This is a genomic window from Streptomyces sp. NBC_00873, assembly GCF_045207415.1.
Lineage (GTDB): Bacteria > Actinomycetota > Actinomycetes > Streptomycetales > Streptomycetaceae > Streptomyces.
Genome location: NZ_CP108803.1, coordinates 2,062,987 through 2,083,494, shown reverse-complemented (window position 1 = coordinate 2,083,494; position 20,508 = coordinate 2,062,987). Strand labels below are relative to the sequence as shown.

The following is a 20,508-nucleotide window of genomic DNA, read 5'->3' as shown; positions in this document are numbered from 1 at the left end:
CGATTTTCGCATCTGTGCAGGCGACCTTGACGAACCGACGACCCGTCAGCACCATGGCGGGGGCAACCTGAGCGGCCAGATCCGGGTGAAACCGATCCATTGACGCAAGGGGGTCGAATTCGTGACGTTGGCGAACGCAACGGTGCAGTCCGGGCGGCATGGCCCGCCCGGAATCCCACAGTCCCAGCAGGGTGGACCGGCCCCGCGGGTCAACCGGAACGCCGGTACGTGGTTCCTTGTGCTGCCCGCCCTGATCCCGATCCTGATCCTCAGCGTCGGCCCGCTGCTCTACGGCATCGCGCTGGCGTTCACCGACGCCCAGTCCGGCCGCACCCGTTCCACCCAGTGGGTCGGCGGGCTCAACTTCCAGGACCTGCTCCACGACGCCCTCTTCTGGGACTCGTTCCGGATCGGCCTCGTCTGGGCGGTCGGCGTCACCATCCCGCAGTTCGTCCTGGCCCTCGGCCTCGCACTCCTGCTCAACCAGAACCTGCGGATGCGCTGGCTCGCGCGGGCCCTCGCGATCATCCCGTGGGCGATGCCCGAAGTGGTCGTCGGCATCATGTGGCGGCTGGTCTACAACCCGGACGCGGGCGTCCTCAACGAGACCATCCGCGATCTCGGGCTCGGCGACGGCCGGGACTGGCTGACCGGACTCGCCACCGCGCTGCCCGCCGTGATCGTCGTCGGCGTCTGGGCGGGCATGCCGCAGACCACCGTCGCGCTTCTGGCCGGCCTCCAGAACACCCCGCACGAACTCCACGAGGCGGCCGCCCTGGACGGCGCGGGTGCCTGGCGCCGGTTCCGTACCGTCACCTGGCCGGCCCTCAGGCCGGTCGCGCTCTCCATCACCGCGCTCAGCTTCATCTGGAACTTCAATTCCTTCGCCCTGGTCTACGTCCTGACCAACGGCGGTCCCGGTGGCCGGACCCGGCTGCCGATGCTCTTCGCGTACGAGGAAGCCTTCCGCTACGGCCAGTTCGGCTACGCCGCGGCGATGGGTTGTGCGATGGTCGCGGTGATCTCCGTGGTCCTCGCCGTCCACCTCGTCGGCCGGCTCAGGGGAGGCGAGGACCAGTGAGTCTCCGGACCAGCAGATCCGCCCGCGCGGGACAGTACGTCGCGCTCCTGGGCTACCTCGTCTTCCTGGCGTTCCCGTTTCTCTGGCTGATCTCCACCGCCTTCAAGCCGGCGCGCGAACTGGGTTCCCTGCACCCCACCTGGATCCCGGAGCATCCGACCCTGGACAACTTCCGGCAGGCCTTCGATGAGCAGCCCCTGCTGCAGGCCGCCGCCAACTCGCTGGTCGCCGCGGTCTCCGCCGCTCTGATCGCCGTCGTCATCGCCACGCCCATGGCCTATGTGATGGCCCGCCAGCGCACCCGGCTCACGGCGGCCGCCACCGGCTGGGTCGTCGTCAGCCAGGCGTTCCCCTTCGTCCTGCTGATCATTCCGCTCTTCCTGATCCTCAAGAATCTGCATCTGATCAACACCCTCTGGGGGCTGATCATGGTGTACGTCGTCTGGGCGCTGCCGTTCGCGCTGTGGATGCTGGTCGGGTACGTCCGCGCCGTACCGCCCGAACTCGAGGAGGCCGCCTCGGTCGACGGCGCCGGAAGGCTGCGGACACTCGTCTCGGTCACCGTCCCGCTGCTGGCCCCCGGCATCGTCGCCACCGCACTCTTCGCGTTCATCACCGCATGGAACGAGTTCTTCTTCGCGCTCGTCCTGCTCAAGACACCGGAGAAGCAGACCTTGCCGGTCGTACTCACCCACTTCCTCGGCGCGGAGGGCGCGGCCGAGCTCGGGCCGCTCGCCGCCGCCGCGTTTCTCGCCACCCTGCCCTCCCTTGTCCTCTTCGCGATCATCCAGCGCCGGATCACCGGGGGCATGCTGGCCGGGGCGGTGAAGAGCTGATGCGGCCACTCGTGCGTACCGCGGCCGCCATGGCCACCGCACTGGCTCTGCTCCTCACCGGCTGCAGCGGTGCCGGCGGCGGAACGGACAACAGCGGGAAGGTCAAGCTCCGCTTCCAGTCGCTGGCCTGGCAGAAGGAGTCCGTCGACGCCAACAAGCAGCTGGTCGAGGAGTGGAACCGGGGTCACCCCGACATCCAGGTCGAGTACGTCCAGGGCAGCTGGGACAGCGTGCACGACCAGCTGCTCACCTCCTTCGAGGGCGGCGAGGCACCGGATGTCATCCATGACGCCTCCGACGACCTCGCCGACTTCGCGTACGGCGGCTATCTCGCCGACCTGCGCACACTGCTCCCCGGCCGGCTGGCCGCCGACATCCCGCAGCAGAGCTGGCGGACCGTAAGGTTCGGCGACGGTGTCTACGGGGTGCCGTTCCTCCAGGAACCCCGGGTCCTGATCGCCAACACCAAGATCCTCAAGGCCTCCGGGGTCCGGATCCCGAGCCCCGCGAAGCCCTGGAGCTGGGACGAATTCCGGCAGGTCACCAAGGAACTGACAGGCAAGGGGGAAGGGAAGGCGGCGTACGGAGTTGCCTGGCCGCTCCGGGAACCGGTCTCCGTCACCCTCAACCTCGGAGTCTCCAGCGGCGGCCGGCTCTTCCACCGCGGTGCCGACGGCAAGGTGACCATCCGTCTCGACGAGGGCGACGAGGTCATGCCCCGCACCATCCGCGACCAGGTCAACACCGATCACAGCGCCGCCCGCACCACGCTCGGGATGGGAGGCTCCGACACCCTCCCGGGGCTGTTCGGCGGCAGGTACGCGATGGTTCCGCTGGGCTTTTCCTACCGTCAGCAGGTTGTCGAGCAGGCCCCGAAGGGCTTCGAGTGGACCGTGCTGCCCGCACCTGCGGGCAGCGACGGGCTCGCCCAGGGTGTGAGCCCGCAGACCCTTTCCGTCGCCGAGGCCAGCCCGCACAAGAAGGCGGCCGTGGAGTTCATCGACTTCCTGCTGCGCCCGGAGAACATGGTGCGCCTGGCGCAGGGGGACTGGATGCTCCCGACCGGCACGGCGGCGCTCGCGGACCCGGCTCTGCACACGGCCGAGAACGGCTGGGCGACCGGCGCCGCACTCGCGAAGGGGCTGCGTCCGGCGCCCGCCCAGTCGGTGCGCGGCTACCCCGAGTGGAAGGACAAGGTCGCGACGCCCGCACTCCAGGAGTACTACAGCGGGGCGATCGGACGGGACGAACTGAAGAATCGCCTGGTCGACGACGGGAACCGGGTCCTGGCGCGCTATCAGCGCTGACAGGAAAAGGAATTCCGGCTGCACCAGACATCTCGTCTCGCCCATGGTGTGGGTATGACGGATATCCGGCGTGCCCACATCGCCATGTTCTCCATCGCCGCCCACGGACACGTGAACCCGAGCCTCGAAGTCATCCGGGAACTCGTCGGCCGTGGGCACCGCGTCAGTTATGCCATCCCGCCGTCCTTCGCCGAGAAGGTCGCCGCCACCGCTGCGTACCGCCGTGCTCGCGTTGGCCGGGGACCCGGTGGTGGCGGCGAAGACGGCGGCGGTACGGGAGCACATGGCGGGGGAGGGCGGCACGAAGCGGGCAGTCGGCCTCATCGAAGCCGAACTGCCCGCCTGAGCAAGGACTATCGGGACTTTCCGGTGAGCGTGTCGTCCTGGGTCTCCCCCGTGGCCCCAACGGCGGGGGAGGGAATTGCACCCGGGGCCCGGTCGTCGCGCACCTCGTCCGCGACGGCCGACTCGTCATGTGTCAGGTCCGGCAGCCACGTCAGCCACTGCGGCAGGTACCAGTTGCGTTCGTCGAGCAGTGCCATGACGGCCGGCAGTAACACCCCGCGAATGATCGTCGCGTCGATCAGTACCGCAGCGGCCAGGCCCACGCCCATCTGCTTCATGGACTGCATCGACAGCGTGCCGAAGATCGCGAACACCGCGACCATGATGACCGCCGCGCTGGTCACCACGCCTGCCGTTGTCACCACGCCGTGGGCGATCGCGTCCCTGGTCGAACGGCCCTGCAGGCGGGCTTCCCGGATCCGGGACACCACGAAAACGTGGTAGTCCATCGAGAGCCCGAAGAGGATCACGAACAGGAAGAGCGGCAGCCAGGAGATGATTGCCCCCACCCCTTCCGCACCGACCAGAGAGGCGCCCCAGCCGTGCTGGAAGACGGCGGTCAGGATGCCGTACGCGGCGCCCACCGACAGCAGGTTGAGCACGATGGACGTCACCGCGATCGTCAGTGAACGGAAGCAGAGCAGCATCAAAAGGAAGGCGAAGACCACGACGAAGGCGAATACCGGCACCACCGCGCCGACGATCTGGTCGTTGAAGTCCTTCGACCCCGCGACCTGACCGGTGATCGGCGCCTCTACGCCGTCGACCTTGCCGAGCGTGTCCGGACGCACCTGGTCACGGAGCAGATCCAGGCTCTTGACGGCCCTGTTCTGATCGGATCCACCGACCAGTGGTACGTCGATGACCGCGATGTTCTCCGCGTCGTGCGTCACCATGTCGACCGGGCCCTTGGAGGCGCCCGACGCGACGGCCTGCTCGCGGAAATCGGTGAGCGCCTGACGTACCGGAGCGGCGTTGATGTCGTCGGCCTTCACCACGACCCGGGCCGGGTCGGCGCCGCCGGGGAATGCCGCGTTGAGCCGCTCGTACGTCCGCACGATCGGGAGCGAGCTGCCGAACTCCTGGTCCAGGGTGAGGTTCTGGGTGTGCATGCCGACGGCGGGCAGTGCAATCGCGGTGAGTGCGCCCGCCGCGATCACCAGCGCAGTCCAGGGGCGGCGCAGCACCGAGTTGAGTACCGCACGCCACACCCGGCTCTCGCCGCTCGCATCGCCCGGCTGCACGGCCGACGGGTGTGGGCGGTTGTTGTGAGCGGTCGACTTCCGCTGGGTACCGGCGGACCGCTTGAGGCGGTTGAGGAACGGCACCCGCCCCTTCTCGACCCGCTCGCCGAGCAGCGAGAGCAGGGCGGGAAGGACCGTCACCGAGCCGACCATCGCGACCGCGACGACCATGAGCGAGGCGAGCCCCATCGCCTCGAACTCGGCGAGACCGGTGAAGAGCATGCCGGCCATCGCGACACAGACCGTCACACCGGAGACGATGATCGCGCGCCCGCTGGTTGCCGCAGCGATCATCAGGGCGGTCCGGGCGTCGCGTCCCTTGGCCCTTTCCTCGCGCTCGCGCCGCAGATAGAAGAGGCAGTAGTCGACACCGACGGCCAGACCGACCAGCAGCATCACCGAGTTCGCCGTCTCGCTCATCGGCTGGAGATGGCTGACCACGCCCATCAGCCCCATCGTCGCGATGATCGCCGTGATGGCCAGAGCCACCGGCAGCAGTGCGGCGACGAGGGCCCCGAACGCGACCAGCAGAATGCCCAGCGCGACCGGTACGGCGGAGAGTTCGGCCCGTTGGAAGTCGTCGCCGAAGGCGTCGTTGAAGGTCTTGCCCATGCTGGCGCTGCCGATCTCCTCGATCACGAGACCGTCGTGCTCGCCCTGGACCTTGTCGACGGCCTTCAGCACCGGTTCGACGCGCGCGCTCGCCGTTTCGGGATCCCCCCGCATCTGGAACTGTACGAGCGCGCTGCGACCGTCCGCCGAGATGCTCTTCGTCGAGTACGGAGAGGTCACGGCGGTCACTTCACCGGTGGACTGGACCGCCTGCATCACGGCGTCGACGGCCGAGCGGAACTCCGGTGAAGTGGCCTTCACCGAGGGGCTGTCGGCCTGGATGAGCACGGTCTCGCCCGCCGGATCCTTCAGCCCGGCGTCCTCGGTGATCTGTACGGCCCGACCCACCTCGCCGGACAGTTGATCGCTCTCCTTCACGTCGACCCGGCCGGTCGCCGAGCCGAGTCCCATCGCGAGAACGACGAACAGCACCCATACGGTCACCGCCGCCCATCGGTGCCGTGCGCTCCAGCCGCCGGCCCGGGCGGCGATGCCGCGTACGCGTGGCGCCCCCGTGCGCGCCGAATCCACTGTTCCCATGACGGACCTGCCCCCTCGTGGCCGACGTCGGCTCCCTGCCACCGTCGCTGCTCCGAGGTTATGGACGGAATCGAGTTGTCTCCTCATGCTCCCCGGTGAACCGGCGGGGCCCGTTCTCCACCTTGCGAGCCAGGTGGTTCCCTGAGAGGAGCGGTCCATGACCCTTACACGTAAAAGGCTGTCGGGCGTCACCCAGTGCTTCAGCATCTCGCTCAGAGTTTCACCGGGTTGCTCAGCGCCATCAACGGCTTCTCCGCCAGAACAAGCTGCTGAAGGTCGTTGAGCAGCAGGCATCACCGAATCGGCGGCCGCCGTGCTCTCTCCACGGGGCGCGGCGGCCGCGCTGCTCGGGCAGGCCGTCCTGCGGTGTGCCCGTGATCACGATGTACGCGGCACTGTTGCGCGGGATCCAGGTGTGCAGCCACCACAGGATTCCGACGGCGGAACTGCGCACGCTGCTCACAGAACTGGGCCACGGGGACGTCCGTAACCACCCGCGGAGCGGCAACGCCGTCTTCAGCAGTGCGCCGGACGACGAGGGCGCGCTCGCCGCGGAGCTGCAGCGGGCCATCGGGGAACGGTTCGCGCTTGATCCGGAACGGTGCCCATCTCGGGGCAGTCGCCTGTCACCCGGCGCCCGGCCGCACCCCGCAGGCGGGCGGTCAGCCGGGCGCCGGCCCGCCACCGACCCGGAGTGGAAGGCCCGGCGCCGCCTGCTCCGCAACCGTGAGGACCTCACCGATGAGCAGTTCGCGCGGATGTGGAACCCGCTGCTGGACGAGGGAAAGATCGGGCAGGCCCTGCTGACGGCGTGGATCGCCAGGGAGAGCCTGCGCACCCTCCTCGCCCTGGCCCGCACTGGCACCGACCGGCACCGCATCGGCCAGGCCCGTTGGAAGTTCCTCACCTGGTGCGGGGACAGCGACATCCCCGAAGTCCGTACCCTCGCCGCCACCGTCGACCGCTGGTGGACCGAGATCGCCGCGTTCATCGACACCAGCCACAGCAACGCCAAGAGCGAAGGGATCAACCGTGTGATCAAGCTCGTCGCCCGGAACACGTTCGGCTTCCGCAACGCCGACAACCAGCGACTACGGACACGCTGCGTCACGACAAAGCGGGCCCGCGGACACCTCCGCACCGCTCAACTTTGAAGACCCTGTTTGTCATGAAGATCTACAACTGGCGTCCCCTCCTGAAGCGGTGGAGCACCGAGTGGGTCGACGCCCGGATGCTGGAAGACCCCGAAGAGGTCGACGAAGAGCTTCGGCGGGAACGGTGGCTGGGGTTCGCTCCGGCCACGGAGGAGTAGATCGTGGCGCTGGAACAGCGATTGGGGACGGCGCTGCCTCCGTCCTTACGGGCCTTCCTGGCCACGACCAACGGCTGGCGGCATGCCGGCTGCTTTGTCGGGTCCTCGCCGACCGCCCGGTGGCAGCGAGACCCGGCCCACCGGCGGCGCAGCCGTCGTGCAGCGGTCAATGAGCGCGTCTTGATGTGTGTTTGATGCGCAGTGATGACTTAAAAACGACTGCACCAATCATATTCACGCATACTTTGCCTCTTCTTTACCTTATGCGCTCTCCTCCTGGGCAAGCTTTGCGGGGTACGTACGCGCCCCCAGCCCTACGACTAGGGCTTTCCCACCCCAGCGGAGAAACCTTGAAAACGATCAAATCCCTCCTCGCGGCGATAGGCTGCGCTGTGCTCGCACTGACCGGTGTGTTGATTGCGCCGTCGTCCGCGAGCGCCGACACCGTGACACGGGTGACGGCGCCGCAGTTGCGGTTCACCAGCTACAACATCTGCGGCAACATGTGCGGCAACCCGAACTACTACGACAACCAGCGCCGCATTGACCAGGTGGTCGCCGAGACGTCGGCGGATGTGTGGGGCGCGGACCAGATCTTCCTGTCGGAGGTGTGCCGCTCGCAGTACGACGCGATCCTGGCCAAGCTCGCCCCCAAGGGGTTCAGCGGCCTGTACACCGCGACACTGTCGGGCTATCCGACGATCTGCCACGGCAGCGACTACGGAATGGCGGTCTTCGTCAAGGGGCCGGCGCTGGAGACCACCGTCCTGGACCTGACTCAGGGCGGCGAGACGGAGCCGATCAAGAACCCCTGCATCAAGTCCCGGCTGCAGGGCCGGATCACCTGGTCCTGCTCGATCCACCTGTACTGGTCGGCCTCGCCGACGCTGCGCGACGCCGAGGCGCGTGAGCTCGCCGCGCAGGCCAAGGCATGGGAAGACGCGGGCATCCCGGTGGTGCTGGGCGGGGACTTCAACGCCCCGCCCGCCAGCACCATGGCCTCGTATTTCTACGAGCCCGCCCTGGGTGGCGGCGCCAAGGGAACCATGATCGAGGTCGACGAGACCGACCGTGACTACTTCACCCCCGCCTGCGTCTCGGCGGAGGTGTCGCAGTGCCGCTCGGGTCAGGACAGCAAGGACGGCGGCAAGATCGACTACGTCTTCCTCAGCGCCAAGTACTTCGCCAACCCCGAGGCCGACGTGCTGCCGATGGACACCAAGGTCTCCGACCACAAGCTGCTGCGCGGTGCGGCGACCTGGAAGCGCAGCGGCCTGACCACCGGCAGCCTGTCCAACTAGGCAGTCGGCGATGACCTGGATCAGCACGCGGGCAGCGGATACGCCTCAGGCGAGCTGATCTTCTAGACACGCGGCTACGACGAGATTGTCACACCGCTCGAACCTCACGTCTGATCCGCTCCAAGAATGAATGGCCGGCCGCCGGCCACTACAGAAACGGAAGGCAGCCACCCTCGCGGGGGTGGCGGCTCCGCCGTCCTTGCACCGCGCGAGCTGATATTCGGGCCGGGTCACGGCCGAGCCATTCACCCGGGTGGCGAACACCCCGCAGGCCGGGCAGGCCCCGGCCATCTCGTCGGCCGTGGCCAGGTGGATCCGGCGCCGTCCGCCAGCCGGCTTCTTGACCCGAACGACGGACACCCCGTCGAGGTTGAGCAGCAACGTCGTATCGTTGAACAAGCCCGTGGCTCCTGGGCGATCGTTCTGCGTCGAGAGCAGAAGTGATCACTCAGAACCACGGGCATCCTGTATCCAGGCCGCCAGACAGCGACTCGATCACCGACAGTGACAGCACGTCAGCTCCCCGACGAGGCGCACTGCTCAACTTCGAAGACCCGCTTTGCGTGTTCTGACAGGCGATGTTGTGACACGGAGGTCAACCGTACGGGGGTCAGCGCTGCACCTGGCCCCAAGTGGCTGTTCCGCCGCCGGTATTCATCGCAGGGTGAGCGGGGTCTCGGATTTGACGCGGTTCAGCTTCTCGGGGTTGCGGACGTAGTAGAGGCCGGTGATGCGGGCGTCCTCGACATGGATCGCCATGACGCCGTCGATCTCGCCGTCCAGGTGTACGAGGAGTGCCGGGTTGCCGTCAAGCTCAGCCGCGGGTGACGCGCTGCGTACGCTGAGCGAGCCGGACGTCCGGCACGGGCTGCTGTCGCATTTCTTCAATACCGGCGGCAGCGGCCGGCCGTACCGTCCGGTGCATGAAGACCGAGCACGCCCATATGACCGAATGCGCCACCGAGGCGGCCCGTATCGCCCGTGGCATCAGCGCCGAACAGCTGACCGCGCCCACCACTCCTTGCGGTGACTGGGATCTGCGGGAACTGATCAACCACTGGGTGCTCTACACCTCGCACGGCCTGGAGCACCGCGCCCGGCGCACGCCCCTCCCCGACGAGCTCACCGCCCGTGACTTCACCGCCGACGCCGACTGGGCCGAGCAGTACGCGGCGCAGCTGGAGCGGGCCGTCGCCGCCTGGTCGGACCCGGCCGTCTGGGAAGGCGAGATCGACCTGGGCCATGCGTCCTCCCCCGCGGCCGAGATCGCCGCGATGCTCATCGAGGAGACGGCTCTGCACAGTTGGGACGTGGCCCGCGCGACCGGTCAGGAACTCAGGCTCTCCGACGGGGCGGCCGCGTACGTCCTCGGCGTCATCGACGGGTCCGCCGAGCTCTACCGGCAGTACGGCGGCTTCGCCGACGAGGTCGACGTGCCCGGATCGGCGCCCGTCCTCGCGCGCGCACTGGCCCGCAGCGGACGCGATCCGCAGTGGACCACCGCCTGAAAGTGGCCCACTGGAAGGGGTGCTGATTGGCCCGTAGTTGTATGCCAATGGCTGGCTACGCTCGGGCCATGACCACTCATCGGAATCACGGTACGGACCGGGCCCTCGTCGACTTCTACTTCGACCCCGCCTGCCCGTTCGCCTGGATCACCTCCCGCTGGATGCTCGAGGTGGAGCAGCGGCGCGACATCGAGCTCCGCTTCCACGTCATGAGCCTCCACCTGCACAACACCGGCAATGAACTGCCCGACTGGTACCGGGAACTGGTCGACAAGTCGATCGGCCCGGTACGGGTCGCGGTCGCCGCGGCGGCCGAGCACGGCGACGGCGTGCTCCGGGACCTCTACACCGCCTTCGGTACCCGCATCCACCAGCAGAAGAACGAGGACTTCGACGAGGTGATCGCCGAATCCCTCGCCGAGCTCGGCCTGCCCGCCGCGCTCGCCGGTGCCGCGCACGCGGAGACGTACGACGAAGCACTGCGGCGCAGCCATGACGCGGGCAAGGACCCGGAGGCGGACGGCTATGTCGGCACGCCGACGATCCATGTCGACGGCACGGCGTGGTTCGGCCCGGTGTTGCGCGCCGCCCCGCGCGGCGAGGAGGCGGGCAGGCTCTTCGACAGCTTCCGGGTGCTGGCCGGTTACCCGGACTTCTTCGAGCTCAAGCGCACCCGCACCGGCAGCCTCGACGTCGGCTGACCGCCGCGCCCCTCCGGGGCCGCGGGGTGTCCGACGGCCGGACCATCGAGGTCAACGCGCGGGACGCCCTGGTCGGCCGGCCCTCGGGCAAGGGGGAGTGTTCCGGGTGATCGGCGGGCTGACCCCCGGCACCGTGTACACGGTCAGCGTCGCCGCTGCCACAGCGGCGGGCACCGGGCCGACGGTCACGGTCCAGGTGACGACCAAGGCCGGGTGGACCGAAACGGCCGGGGGCCGCGCATCCCGCGCCGCGCCGGAGCCGGCCGGACGTGTAGCCCGACAGCCTCTCAGGCGGTGAGCGCCGCCACGCGCGGCACACACGCCTCGTCGTAGCGGCGCAGCAGCAGCCGCGCCAACTCCGGCGAAGGACCGAGCACGTCGGCCAGTACATCCGCCCCCGCATCCCGGGCGCCCGCGGCGATACGATCGGGGAGGCGGCCGGGCGCGATGACGTACGGGGCCACGGCGACACGACGGACACCGGACGCCCGCAGGGCCCGCACCGCGTCCTCGGCGGGGGGATGGCCCCCAGGAGATGCAGCGGAGGCGAACGCAGGCCGCACGGCGCACCAACCGGTGTGCCGCAGCTCCCGCGCGATTTCAGCGATCACTGCGATCGCCTCCGGGTCTGTGGAGCCCGCCGAGGCCAGGACGAGCCCGGTCGAGCTTCGGTCGCCGGGGGAGACCCCGGCTTCGTACAGCCGCCGTTCCAGGGCGGAGTTCAGCAGCGGCGAAGGGCCGAGCACCTCCGCCTGCCGGATCCGCAGCCGCGGCCGCCGGGTCTGTGCCTCGTGCAGCACGGCGGGGATGTCGGTCTTGGCGTGGAAAGCCCGGGTCAGCAGCAGTGGAAGGGCCACCACCTCGCCGATACCTTCCGCGGCCGGCCGCTCCAGCACCCGAGGCACGGACGGGGAGTTGAACTCCAGGAAGCCGATCTCCACGCGCAGTCCGGGGCGCAGCGCCCGGACCCGCGCGGTGAGCGCGTGCACGGTCGCCGCGTGCCGCGGATCGCGGCTGCCGTGGGCGATGACGAGAAGAACGGGGGAAGCCATGACGGTACTCGGTTCCTGGATCGGTTCCTGGGTCGGTTTCGTGGGTCAGCGACTGACGAGGAGGCCGCGGCTGCGCAGCACCCACCGCTCCAGCGGGCTGAAGATCAGCAGGTCGATGGCGATGCCGACGATCAGGATCAGGAAGATGGCGAGGAACACCATCGACATGCTGCTGGTCTCGCGGCCCTGCTCCAGCAACTGCCCCAGGCCCACGCCCAGATCGGGCGACGAAGCGATGATCTCGGCGGCCATCAGCGAGCGCCAGGAGAACGCCCAGCCCTGCTTCAGACCCGCCAGATAGCCGGGCAGCGAGGCGGGCAGCACGATGTGCCAGGTGCCGCGCAGGCCGGTGGCGCCCAGCGTCTGCCCGGCCCGCAGGTGCAGCGGCGGGATCTGGTCGACACCGGCGACGAGACCGTTGGCGATCGACGGGACGGCGCCCAGCAGGATCACCGCGTACATCATCCTGTCGTCGAGCCCCAGCCAGATCACCGCGGGCGGCACCCACGCCACTGACGGCAGCGACTGGAGACCGGAGAGCACCGGGCCGATTGCCGCGCGCACCACCTTCACGCGCGCCACCAGCAGCCCGAGCGGGGTACCGATGACGAGCGCCAGCAGGAAGCCGAGCAGGCCGCGCGAGACGCTCGTCCAGATATAGCCGAGCAGGGTGCCCTGCGCCCAGGCGTTGGTCACCTCGTCCCAGACCTGGGACGGCGACGGCAGCTTGTAGTCGTCGGTGACCTTCGCCCGGATGAGGATCTGCCAGACGATGAGCACCAGCGCGACGGCCACGACCGGCGGCAGGACCTTCTGCACCAGCACCTGGCGTACCGGGGTCCGGCTCACCCGCACCGCGTCGAGCGCGTCGAGCCCCGCCTCCAGCCCGGCCAGGTCCTGGGCGGCGTCCTTGACGGCGCCGGACGCGGCGGTGCTGTCCTTGGCGGTGGTGTCAGTGCTGGCCATGTCGGCGGATCTCCCCACGCAGTTGTTCGGTGATCTCGACGGACAGCTCCGCCACCGCGGTGTCCTCGATGCGGCGCGGCTGGTCGATGCCGACCGTCCACTCGCGGGCGATCCGGCCCGGCCGCGACGACAGAAGGACGACCCGCTCGGCGAGCCGGACCGCCTCCCGCACGTTGTGCGTGACGAAGAGGACCGAGACGTTCGTCTCGCGCCAGATCCGGGTCAGCTCGTCGTGCAGTACATCCCTGGTGATGGCGTCGAGAGCGGCGAACGGCTCATCCATCAGGAGCAGTTGACTGTCCTGGGCGAGCGCGCGGCCCATCGCCACCCGCTGCCGCATGCCGCCCGAGAGTTCGTGCACCCGCTTCCCGTACGCCCCGCCGAGCCGTACGAGTTCGAGCAGCCGCTCCGCCTCCGTGCGGCGGTCGGACTTGGGTACGCCACGCAGTCGCAGCGCGAGTTCGATGTTCTTGCCCGCGGTCAGCCACGGGAAGAGGGCGTGCTCCTGGAACATCAGGGCCGGCCGCCCGCCGGGGGTCTCGATGGACCCCGCGGTCGGGCGGTCGAGTCCGGCCACCAGGTTGAGCAGGGTCGATTTTCCGCACCCGGAAGCTCCCAGAAGGGTGACGAACTCGCCGGGGGCGACATCGAGCGTGATGTCGTCCAGGACGAGCTGCTGTCCCTCCGGTCCACCGAAGGACTTCGAGACGTGGTCGATACGGGCGGCGTGCCCGACCGTAGTACGGTCCTCGGCCTTGGTGAGCGTGGTCGTCGCCATGGTCGTCACCTCCTGGGAGATCCTGGAACGGTCGGTCTTACTTGACGCCGAGACCGGCGTCGGCGACCTCGGGCTTGCCCGCGGCCTTGAGGATCTTGTTCAGCGGCTTCAGGTCGTAGATGCCCGTCAGATCCGTCTGCTCCAGCAGACCCGCCTTCACCGCGTGCTCGGCCTCCGTGTCGAGCGTGGCGGCCAGCGGGTCGTCGGTGAACTGGATCGACTTCCACGCCGGGTCGAGGACCTCGGCCGGCAGTTCCTTGCCGGACAGCTCCCCCAGCGCGGCGTTGGCGGACGCCTTCGCCTTGTCCGGGTTGGCGTTGATCCACGCGTTGGTGTCGACCGAACCGCGCAGCACCGCCTCGACGACGTCCGGGTGCTCCGTGAGGAACTTCTGCGACACGATGATGTTCGTGATCACGAACTTCTTGTCCGGCCAGAGCGTCGACTCGTCGAGGAGCACCTTCGCGCCCTGCGCGACCAGCTTGGAGGCGGTCGGCTCAGGGACCCAGGCGCCGTCGATGGAACCGGCCCTGTAGGCGTCCGGGGTCACCTTGTTGTCCGTGCGGACCACGGAGACGTCGCCCTTGCCGCTCTGGGCGTCGACCTTCCAGCCCTTCTCTGAGATCCAGTTGAGGAACGCCACGTCCTGGGTGTTGCCGAGCTGCGGGGTGGCGATCTTCTTGCCCTTGAGGTCGTCCAGGGTCTTGATCTTCTTCGGATTGACGACCAGCTTCACACCGCCGGACGCCGCACCGCCGATGATCCGCAGGCTCTTGCCCCGGGACTTGGTGAAGCCGTTGATGGAAGGGGAGGGGCCGATGAAGCCGATGTCGATCGAACCGGCGTTGAGCGCCTCGATCTCGGACGGGCCCGCGTTGAACGTCGACGGCTTGACCGTCGTGCCCCCGAGCTCCTTGGCGATGATGCCTTCCTGGATGCCGACCAGGGCGGTGGCGTGCGTGAGGTTCGGGAAGTAGCCGATCTTCACGGTGTCCGCGGAGAGCCTCTTGCCGTCGGCGGAGACGTTCGCCTTCTTGGCGTCGTCGTCCTTCGCCGCGGAGCCGTAGCCGCAGGCGGTGAGTGCCACGGCGAGCAGCGGCAGAGCGGCGGCTGCGGTGAGGCTGCGGCGCAGGGTGAAACGGGTGGCGGGCACGGGAGGCGTTCCTCTCGTCGGCCCGGTGCTCACGGCCCTCGACGGTTACGGGGACGCGGCCGGGCAGTCGGCATGTCTTCGTCTGAACTGGCGGTACAGGCGGTGCGGTTGCTGCAAGCGGGCGCGCAGGCAGTGCGCGTACGTCATCACGCACATCGCGCAACCCCGCCCTGGCCGCTGCCGAGGGCGCCGCTGCCGATGCGGCCGCCCTCCTTCGCGAACGTCGCGTAGATGTCGACAGCCATCAGAAGTCCCATTCGGCGTCTTCGGCGGTCACGGCCTCGGCCTTGGCCACGGCAGCGAACGAGGCGCCCGCCATGCCGGCCGTCAGCGTGGTGCCGTCCGCCGGGTCGATCAGCAGGAACGAGCCGGTGCGCCGGGAGTCCGCGTACGCGTCCAGCGCGAGCGGCTCCGCGGTACGGACGACGACCCGGCCGATGTCGTTGGCGACGAGCTGTCCGGGCTCCGGGTGCTGCGAGAGGTCGTCCAGCGTCAGCCGCGACGGGATGTCCTTGACGATCGCCTTGACCGTGCGGGTGGTGTGCTTGAGCAGCACCCGCCGGCCGACCACGAGCGGCTGGTCCGCGACGTGGCAAACGGTCGCCTCGACGTCCTGGGTGACCGCCGGCGCGTCGTCGGCCGGTGCGATGAGGTCACCGCGCGAGACGTCGATGTCGTCGGCGAGCCGGACGGTCACCGACTGGGGCGCCCAGGCGATGTCCACGCTCTCGCCGAGCGCGTCGATCCCCGAGATCGTCGACGTGCGGCCCGAGGGCAGGACCGTGACGGCCTCGCCCACGCGGAACGTGCCGGCGGCGATCTGGCCCGCGTAGCCCCGGTAGTCGGGGTGCTCGGCGGTCTGCGGCCGGATCACGTACTGGACGGGGAAGCGTGCGTGGCAGCCGGTGAGGTCGTGGCTGACCGGCACCGTCTCCAGGTGTTCGAGGACCGTCGGGCCGCCGTACCAGTCCATGTGCGCGGACGGCTCCACGACGTTGTCACCGGCGAGCGCGGAGATCGGGATCGCGGTACACCAGTTTTCCTGGGGGTCCCCCCCAGACCCCCATCCCGGGACGCCGAGCGAGGCGGCGTATGCGGTGAACTCCTCGGCGATGGCGGCGAATACGGGCTCCGCGTAGTCGACCAGGTCCATCTTGTTGACGGCCAGGACCACGTGCGGCACCCGCAGCAGCGCGGCGACGGCGGCGTGCCGGCGGGTCTGTTCGACGACACCGTTGCGGGCGTCCACCAGGACGACGGCCAGCTCGGCCGTCGAGGCCCCCGTCACCATGTTCCGGGTGTACTGCACATGCCCCGGGGTGTCGGCGAGGATGAACCGGCGGCGCGGCGTGGCGAAGTAGCGGTAGGCGACATCGATGGTGATGCCCTGCTCGCGCTCGGCCCGCAGCCCGTCGGTCAGCAGCGCCAGGTCCGGCGCCTCCTGGCCCCGACTGCGCGAGGCGTGCTCGATGGCCTCCAGCTGGTCGGTGAGGACCGACTTGGAATCGTGCAGAAGGCGTCCGACGAGGGTGGACTTGCCGTCGTCGACGGACCCCGCGGTGGCGAACCGCAGCAGGGTCGTGGTCGACAACTGCTCTGCGTGCTGGCTGAGTGTGGTCATCTTAGAAGTACCCCTCGCGCTTACGGTCTTCCATCGCGGCCTCGGACATCTTGTCGTCGGCGCGTGTCGCACCCCGCTCGGTGAGCCGGGAGGCGGCGATCTCGGTGATCACGGCGGCGAGCGTCGTGGCGTCCGAGTCGACCGCGCCGGTGCAGGACATGTCGCCGACGGTGCGGTAGCGCACCTGCCGGGTCTCGACCCGCTCGCCCTCCTTGGGGCCGCCCCAGTCACCGGCGGTCAGCCACATCCCGGAGCGGTTGAAGACCTCCCGCTCGTGGGCGAAGTAGATCTCCGGAAGCTCGATGCCCTCGCGTTCGATGTACTGCCAGACGTCGAGCTCGGTCCAGTTGGAGATCGGGAAGACCCGGACGTGCTCGCCGGGGGCGTGGCGGCCGTTGTACAGCTGCCACAGCTCGGGGCGCTGGCGGCGCGGGTCCCACTGGGAGAACTCGTCGCGCAGCGAGAAGACCCGCTCCTTGGCGCGCGCCTTCTCCTCGTCGCGGCGGCCGCCGCCGAACACGGCGTCGAAGCGGTGCTCCTGGATCGCCTCGGTCAGTGGCACGGTCTGCAGCGGGTTGCGGGTGCCGTCGGGGCGCTCGCGGAGCTTCCCCGCGTCGATGTACTCCTGCACGGAGGCGACATGCAGCCGCAGCCCGTGCTCGGCGATCGTGCGGTCGCGGTAGTCGAGGACCTCGGGGAAGTTGTGCCCGGTGTCGACGTGCAGCAGCGTGAACGGCACCGGCGCCGGTGCGAACGCCTTCAGCGCCAGGTGCAACATCAGGATCGAGTCCTTGCCGCCGGAGAACAGGATCACCGGCCGCTCGAACTCCCCCGCCACCTCGCGGAAGATGTGCACCGCCTCCGACTCCAGGGAGTCCAGGTGGCTGAGTGCGTACGGATTGCCGGTGCCTTCCGACACAGTCGCGACGGTCGTCACGCTGTACCCCTCTCGCTCAGCAGCGCGTACAGCTCCGCCGCGGACTCCTGCACGGTCTGCTGGTGCGACTCGATCCGCAGGTCCGGCGACTCGGGCGCCTCGTACGGGTCGTCGACCCCGGTGAGTCCGGTGATCTCGCCCGCCGCCTGCTTGGCGTAGAGCCCCTTCACATCGCGTACGGAGCACACCTCGACCGGAGTCGCGACATGCACCTCCAGGTACGCGGTGCCTTCGGCCTGGTGACGCTTGCGTACCGCGTCCCGGCTGTCCGCGTACGGGGCGATGACCGGGACCAGCACCTTCACGCCGTTGGCCGCCAGCAGTTCGGCGACGAAGCCGATCCGCTGGACGTTGATGTGCCGGTCCTCGCGGGAGAAGCCCAGACCCGCGGAGAGGAACTCCCGGATCTCGTCGCCGTCGAGCACCTCCACCCGGTGGCCCTCGCCGCGCAGCCGCCCGGCCAGTTCGTACGCGATGGTGGTCTTGCCCGCGCTCGGCAGACCGGTCAGCCAGATGGTGGCTCCCGTCTCCGTCACGCTCATCGAAGTCTCCTGATCAGTCGTCATCAGTCGTGCAGCCCGCACTCGGTCTTGCCCCGCCCGGCCCACCGGCCGGCGCGCGCGTCCTCGCCCTCCAGTACCCGGCGGGTGCAGGGCGCGCAGCCCACGGAGGCGTAACCGTCCATCAGCAGCGGGTTGGTGAGGACCCCGTGCTCCGCGACGTACGCGTCGACATCGTCCTGCGTCCAGCGGGCGATCGGAGAGATCTTGACCTTCTGCCGCTTCTCGTCCCAGCCGACGACCGGGGTGTTCGCGCGGGTCGGGGACTCGTCGCGACGCAGCCCGGTCGCCCAGGCCGCGTACGACGTCAGGCCCTCCTCGAGGGGCTTGACCTTGCGCAGCTTGCAGCACAGGTCGGGGTCCCGGTCGTGCAGCTTCGGCCCGTAGTCGGCGTCCTGCTCGGCCACCGTCTGCCGCGGGGTCAGCGTGATGACGTTGACATCCATCACGGCCTCGACGGCGTCACGCGTGCCGATCGTCTCCTCGAAGTGGTAACCGGTGTCGAGGAAGACCACGTCGACACCCGGGAAGGCGCGGGACGCGAGGTGCGCCACGACCGCGTCCTCCATCGAGGAGGTGACGCAGAACCGCTTGCCGAAGGTGTCGGCGGCCCACTGCAGAATCTCCGGCGCGGAGGCGTCCTCGAGCTCCCGGCCCGCTCGCTCGGCCAGCTTCCTGAGCTCCTCGGCCCCGAGCAGTCCGGTCTGCAGAGTCCCCGTCATATCCCGTCCCCTTCAGCGTCGTTGCGCCCCAGTCCCCGGGTCAGCAGACCCAGGAACCCCAGCTGGAAGGCGCGGTTGCAGGAAGCACATTCCCAGGCACCGTGCCCGGTCTCGTGCGGGCGCAGGTCCTCGTCGCCGCAGTACGGGCAGTAGAACGGTGCGGCGCGCTCGCTCATGACAGCGACTCCGCAGTCGCCCGCGCCGCCCAGGTCGCGAACCGCTCGCCGTCCTCACGCTCCGCCTGGAACCGGCCCAGCACCCGCTCGACGTAGTCGGGCAGCTCGGCGGAAGTGACCTTCAGGCCACGGACCTTGCGACCGAAGCCGGCCTCCAGGCCCAGTGCGCCACCGAGGTGCACCTGGTAACCCTCGACCTGGTTTCCGTCGGCGTCCAGGACGAGCTGGCCCTTGAGGCCGATGTCCGCGGTCTGGATGCGGGCGCAGGCATTGGGGCAGCCGTTGATGTTGATGGTGAGCGGCTCGTCGAACTCCGGCATGCGGCGCTCCAGTTCATCGATCAGCGAGGCACCGCGTGCCTTGGTCTCGACGATCGCCAGCTTGCAGAACTCGATGCCGGTGCAAGCCATCGTGCCGCGCCGGAAGGCCGAGGGCTTCACCTGGAAGTCGAGCGCCTCGAGCCCCGCGACCAGGGAGTCCACCTGGTCCTGCTCGACGTCGAGGATGAGCATCTTCTGCTCGACGGTGGTGCGCAGCCGGTCCGAACCGTGCGCGGCCGCCAGGTCGGCGATCTTGGCCAGCGTGGAGCCGTCGACCCGGCCGACCCGGGGCGCGAACCCGACGTAGAAACGGCCGTCCTGCTGCTGGTGGACGCCCACGTGGTCGCGCCAGCGGCTGCTCGGCTGCTCGGGGGCGGGCCCGTCGATCAGCGGGCGCTTCAGGTACTCGTCCTCCAGTACCCGGCGGAACTTCGCCGGGCCCCAGTCGGCCATCAGGAACTTCAGCCGGGCGCGGGTGCGCAGCCGCCGGTAGCCGTAATCACGGAAGATCCCCACCACACCGGCCCAGACGTCCGGGACCTCGTCCAGCGGCACCCAGGCGCCCAGCCGTTCGGCGAGCCGCGGGTTGGTGGAGAGCCCGCCACCGACCCAGACGTCGAAACCCGGACCGTGCTCGGGGTGGACCACGCCGACGAACGCGATGTCGTTGATCTCGTGGACCACGTCCTGCACCGGGGAGCCGGAGATCGCGGTCTTGAACTTGCGCGGCAGGTTGGAGAATTCCTTGTTGCCGATGTAGCGGTCGTGGATCTCGTCGACCGCGGGCGTGCCGTCGATGATCTCGTCGGCGGCGATCCCCGCCACCGGCGAGCCGATGATCACACGCGGGCAGTCGCCGCACGCCTCGGTGGTGGAGAGCCCGACGGCCTCCAGCTTCTCCCAGATCGCCGGGACGTCCTCGATGCGGATCCAATGCAGCTGGATGTTCTGCCGGTCGGTGATGTCCGCGGTGCCGCGTGCGTACTCCTGCGAGATCTCGCCGATGACGCGCAGCTGCGCGGTGGTCAGCCGGCCGCCGTCGATCCGGACCCGCAGCATGAAGTACGTGTCGTCCAGCTCCTCGGGCGCCAGGATCGCGGTCTTGCCGCCGTCGATCCCGGGCTTGCGCTGGGTGTAGAGACCCCACCAGCGCATGCGGCCGCGAAGATCGTTGGGGTCGATCGAGTCGAATCCGCGCTTGGAGTAGATCGTCTCAATGCGTGTCCGCACATTGAGACCGTCGTCGTCTTTTTTGAACTGCTCATTGCCGTTGAGCGGAGTGTGGTGTCCCACGGCCCACTGGCCCTCGCCACGGTGGCGTCCGGCCTTGCGGCGGGTCGTGGTGGTCGCAGGCTGTTCCGGGGTGGCGGCCATGACAGTACGTCCTTCGGGACTGCGGGAGGGCGGCTCTGAACTGCACACTCGCGCTGAGGCGC

Annotated in this window: 22 protein-coding genes and 2 pseudogenes; 11 read left to right on the top strand and 13 right to left on the bottom strand. The window is 69.1% G+C overall.

The window, feature by feature from the left end:
• Positions 1-127 precede the first annotated feature (127 nt).
• The 5 genes and pseudogenes from OH809_RS09460 (at position 128) to OH809_RS09440 (ending at position 3,570) form a co-directional block, all read left to right on the top strand.
• Positions 128-1,081, top strand: a complete 954-nt coding sequence (locus OH809_RS09460) for a carbohydrate ABC transporter permease (protein WP_406425272.1) — start codon at positions 128-130, stop codon at positions 1,079-1,081.
• Positions 1,078-1,917, top strand: coding sequence for a carbohydrate ABC transporter permease (locus OH809_RS09455; RefSeq protein WP_406422838.1), 840 nt, complete (start codon positions 1,078-1,080; stop codon positions 1,915-1,917). The genes OH809_RS09460 and OH809_RS09455 overlap by 4 nt, the downstream gene beginning before the upstream one ends.
• Positions 1,917-3,224: an ABC transporter substrate-binding protein gene (locus OH809_RS09450; RefSeq protein ID WP_406422839.1), complete on the top strand. Its 1,308-nt coding sequence runs from the start codon at positions 1,917-1,919 to the stop codon at positions 3,222-3,224. The genes OH809_RS09455 and OH809_RS09450 overlap by 1 nt, the downstream gene beginning before the upstream one ends.
• A 54-nt stretch (positions 3,225-3,278) precedes the next feature.
• Positions 3,279-3,440, top strand: a pseudogene (locus OH809_RS09445) (glycosyl transferase); the annotation flags it as partial.
• A 7-nt stretch (positions 3,441-3,447) separates the two neighbouring features.
• Positions 3,448-3,570 (top strand): hypothetical protein, encoded by a 123-nt coding sequence (locus OH809_RS09440; protein WP_406422840.1) that lies wholly within the window; start codon positions 3,448-3,450, stop codon positions 3,568-3,570.
• Between the two features lie 7 nt (positions 3,571-3,577).
• On the opposite strand, the gene OH809_RS09435 is transcribed toward OH809_RS09440, so the two are convergent.
• Entirely contained in the window at positions 3,578-5,965 is a 2,388-nt protein-coding gene (locus tag OH809_RS09435; RefSeq protein ID WP_406422841.1) for an MMPL family transporter, read from the bottom strand.
• 383 nt (positions 5,966-6,348) lie between these two features.
• On the opposite strand from OH809_RS09435, the gene OH809_RS09430 reads away from it, so the two are divergent.
• From OH809_RS09430 to OH809_RS09415, 4 genes are all read left to right on the top strand, one after another.
• Positions 6,349-7,119 carry a transposase gene (locus OH809_RS09430; protein WP_406425274.1) on the top strand — a complete coding sequence of 257 codons (771 nt, stop codon included), beginning with the start codon at positions 6,349-6,351 and terminating at the stop codon, positions 7,117-7,119.
• A gap of 14 nt (positions 7,120-7,133) precedes the next feature.
• Positions 7,134-7,277 carry a hypothetical protein gene (locus OH809_RS09425; protein ID WP_406422842.1) on the top strand — a complete coding sequence of 48 codons (144 nt, stop codon included), beginning with the start codon at positions 7,134-7,136 and terminating at the stop codon, positions 7,275-7,277.
• A 3-nt stretch (positions 7,278-7,280) separates the two neighbouring features.
• Positions 7,281-7,472 (top strand): SMI1/KNR4 family protein, encoded by a 192-nt coding sequence (locus tag OH809_RS09420; protein WP_406422843.1) that lies wholly within the window; start codon positions 7,281-7,283, stop codon positions 7,470-7,472.
• Positions 7,473-7,627: 155 nt separating this feature from the next.
• Complete coding sequence (locus tag OH809_RS09415) at positions 7,628-8,578, top strand: endonuclease/exonuclease/phosphatase family protein (RefSeq protein WP_406422844.1); 951 nt, start codon at positions 7,628-7,630, stop codon at positions 8,576-8,578.
• A 45-nt stretch (positions 8,579-8,623) separates the two neighbouring features.
• Here the strand turns inward: OH809_RS09415 and OH809_RS09410 are convergent, their stop codons facing one another.
• Entirely contained in the window at positions 8,624-8,977 is a 354-nt protein-coding gene (locus OH809_RS09410) for a hypothetical protein (RefSeq protein ID WP_406422845.1), read from the bottom strand.
• 255 nt (positions 8,978-9,232) lie between these two features.
• Positions 9,233-9,388 (bottom strand): annotated as a pseudogene (locus OH809_RS09405) (RNA polymerase subunit sigma-24); the annotation flags it as partial.
• Positions 9,389-9,501: 113 nt separating this feature from the next.
• Between OH809_RS09405 and OH809_RS09400 the strand changes: the two are divergent.
• Both OH809_RS09400 and OH809_RS09395 read left to right on the top strand, forming a co-directional pair.
• Positions 9,502-10,086: a TIGR03086 family metal-binding protein gene (locus OH809_RS09400; RefSeq protein ID WP_406422846.1), complete on the top strand. Its 585-nt coding sequence runs from the start codon at positions 9,502-9,504 to the stop codon at positions 10,084-10,086.
• A gap of 68 nt (positions 10,087-10,154) precedes the next feature.
• Entirely contained in the window at positions 10,155-10,787 is a 633-nt protein-coding gene (locus OH809_RS09395) for a DsbA family protein (RefSeq protein WP_406422847.1), read from the top strand.
• A gap of 287 nt (positions 10,788-11,074) precedes the next feature.
• Here the strand turns inward: OH809_RS09395 and OH809_RS09390 are convergent, their stop codons facing one another.
• The 10 genes from OH809_RS09390 to OH809_RS09345 form a co-directional block, all read right to left on the bottom strand.
• Positions 11,075-11,839, bottom strand: coding sequence for a sirohydrochlorin chelatase (locus tag OH809_RS09390; RefSeq protein WP_406422848.1), 765 nt, complete (start codon positions 11,837-11,839; stop codon positions 11,075-11,077).
• A gap of 45 nt (positions 11,840-11,884) precedes the next feature.
• Positions 11,885-12,805 carry an ABC transporter permease gene (locus tag OH809_RS09385; RefSeq protein WP_406422849.1) on the bottom strand — a complete coding sequence of 307 codons (921 nt, stop codon included), beginning with the start codon at positions 12,803-12,805 and terminating at the stop codon, positions 11,885-11,887.
• Complete coding sequence (locus OH809_RS09380) at positions 12,792-13,583, bottom strand: ABC transporter ATP-binding protein (protein ID WP_406422850.1); 792 nt, start codon at positions 13,581-13,583, stop codon at positions 12,792-12,794. The genes OH809_RS09385 and OH809_RS09380 overlap by 14 nt, the downstream gene beginning before the upstream one ends.
• Before the next feature lie 37 nt (positions 13,584-13,620).
• Positions 13,621-14,736, bottom strand: coding sequence for an aliphatic sulfonate ABC transporter substrate-binding protein (locus OH809_RS09375; protein ID WP_406422851.1), 1,116 nt, complete (start codon positions 14,734-14,736; stop codon positions 13,621-13,623).
• 244 nt (positions 14,737-14,980) lie between these two features.
• Positions 14,981-16,357 carry a sulfate adenylyltransferase subunit 1 gene (locus OH809_RS09370; protein WP_406422852.1) on the bottom strand — a complete coding sequence of 459 codons (1,377 nt, stop codon included), beginning with the start codon at positions 16,355-16,357 and terminating at the stop codon, positions 14,981-14,983.
• 1 nt (position 16,358) lies between these two features.
• Positions 16,359-17,294, bottom strand: coding sequence for a sulfate adenylyltransferase subunit CysD (gene cysD, locus OH809_RS09365; RefSeq protein WP_406422853.1), 936 nt, complete (start codon positions 17,292-17,294; stop codon positions 16,359-16,361).
• On the bottom strand, positions 17,291-17,860 hold the full coding sequence (cysC, locus tag OH809_RS09360; RefSeq protein ID WP_406422854.1) for an adenylyl-sulfate kinase: 570 nt from the start codon (positions 17,858-17,860) through the stop codon (positions 17,291-17,293). Before cysC ends, cysD begins: the two co-directional genes overlap by 4 nt.
• On the bottom strand, positions 17,860-18,576 hold the full coding sequence (locus OH809_RS09355) for a phosphoadenylyl-sulfate reductase (protein WP_406422855.1): 717 nt from the start codon (positions 18,574-18,576) through the stop codon (positions 17,860-17,862). The genes cysC and OH809_RS09355 overlap by 1 nt, the downstream gene beginning before the upstream one ends.
• The gene (locus OH809_RS09350) at positions 18,573-18,752 is read right to left on the bottom strand and encodes a hypothetical protein (protein WP_406422856.1); all 180 of its coding nucleotides are present in this window, start codon (positions 18,750-18,752) and stop codon (positions 18,573-18,575) included. The genes OH809_RS09355 and OH809_RS09350 overlap by 4 nt, the downstream gene beginning before the upstream one ends.
• The gene (locus OH809_RS09345; RefSeq protein ID WP_406422857.1) at positions 18,749-20,446 is read right to left on the bottom strand and encodes a nitrite/sulfite reductase; all 1,698 of its coding nucleotides are present in this window, start codon (positions 20,444-20,446) and stop codon (positions 18,749-18,751) included. Before OH809_RS09345 ends, OH809_RS09350 begins: the two co-directional genes overlap by 4 nt.
• Between the last annotated feature and the right edge of the window lie 62 nt (positions 20,447-20,508).

Excerpts from the sequence above, each read along its gene's own strand:
- OH809_RS09400 (WP_406422846.1), top strand. The coding sequence starts at position 9,502 with ATGAAGACCGAGCACGCCCATATGACCGAATGCGCCACCGAGGCGGCC.
- OH809_RS09425 (WP_406422842.1), top strand. The coding sequence starts at position 7,134 with ATGAAGATCTACAACTGGCGTCCCCTCCTGAAGCGGTGGAGCACCGAG.
- OH809_RS09435 (WP_406422841.1), bottom strand. The coding sequence starts at position 5,965 with ATGGGAACAGTGGATTCGGCGCGCACGGGGGCGCCACGCGTACGCGGC.
- OH809_RS09380 (WP_406422850.1), bottom strand. The coding sequence starts at position 13,583 with ATGGCGACGACCACGCTCACCAAGGCCGAGGACCGTACTACGGTCGGG.
- OH809_RS09350 (WP_406422856.1), bottom strand. The coding sequence starts at position 18,752 with ATGAGCGAGCGCGCCGCACCGTTCTACTGCCCGTACTGCGGCGACGAG.
- OH809_RS09370 (WP_406422852.1), bottom strand. The coding sequence starts at position 16,357 with ATGACCACACTCAGCCAGCACGCAGAGCAGTTGTCGACCACGACCCTG.
- OH809_RS09355 (WP_406422855.1), bottom strand. The coding sequence starts at position 18,576 with ATGACGGGGACTCTGCAGACCGGACTGCTCGGGGCCGAGGAGCTCAGG.
- OH809_RS09395 (WP_406422847.1), top strand. The coding sequence starts at position 10,155 with ATGACCACTCATCGGAATCACGGTACGGACCGGGCCCTCGTCGACTTC.
- OH809_RS09430 (WP_406425274.1), top strand. The coding sequence starts at position 6,349 with ATGTACGCGGCACTGTTGCGCGGGATCCAGGTGTGCAGCCACCACAGG.
- cysC (WP_406422854.1), bottom strand. The coding sequence starts at position 17,860 with ATGACGACTGATCAGGAGACTTCGATGAGCGTGACGGAGACGGGAGCC.
- OH809_RS09385 (WP_406422849.1), bottom strand. The coding sequence starts at position 12,805 with ATGGCCAGCACTGACACCACCGCCAAGGACAGCACCGCCGCGTCCGGC.
- OH809_RS09345 (WP_406422857.1), bottom strand. The coding sequence starts at position 20,446 with ATGGCCGCCACCCCGGAACAGCCTGCGACCACCACGACCCGCCGCAAG.
- OH809_RS09450 (WP_406422839.1), top strand. The coding sequence starts at position 1,917 with ATGCGGCCACTCGTGCGTACCGCGGCCGCCATGGCCACCGCACTGGCT.
- OH809_RS09390 (WP_406422848.1), bottom strand. The coding sequence starts at position 11,839 with ATGGCTTCCCCCGTTCTTCTCGTCATCGCCCACGGCAGCCGCGATCCG.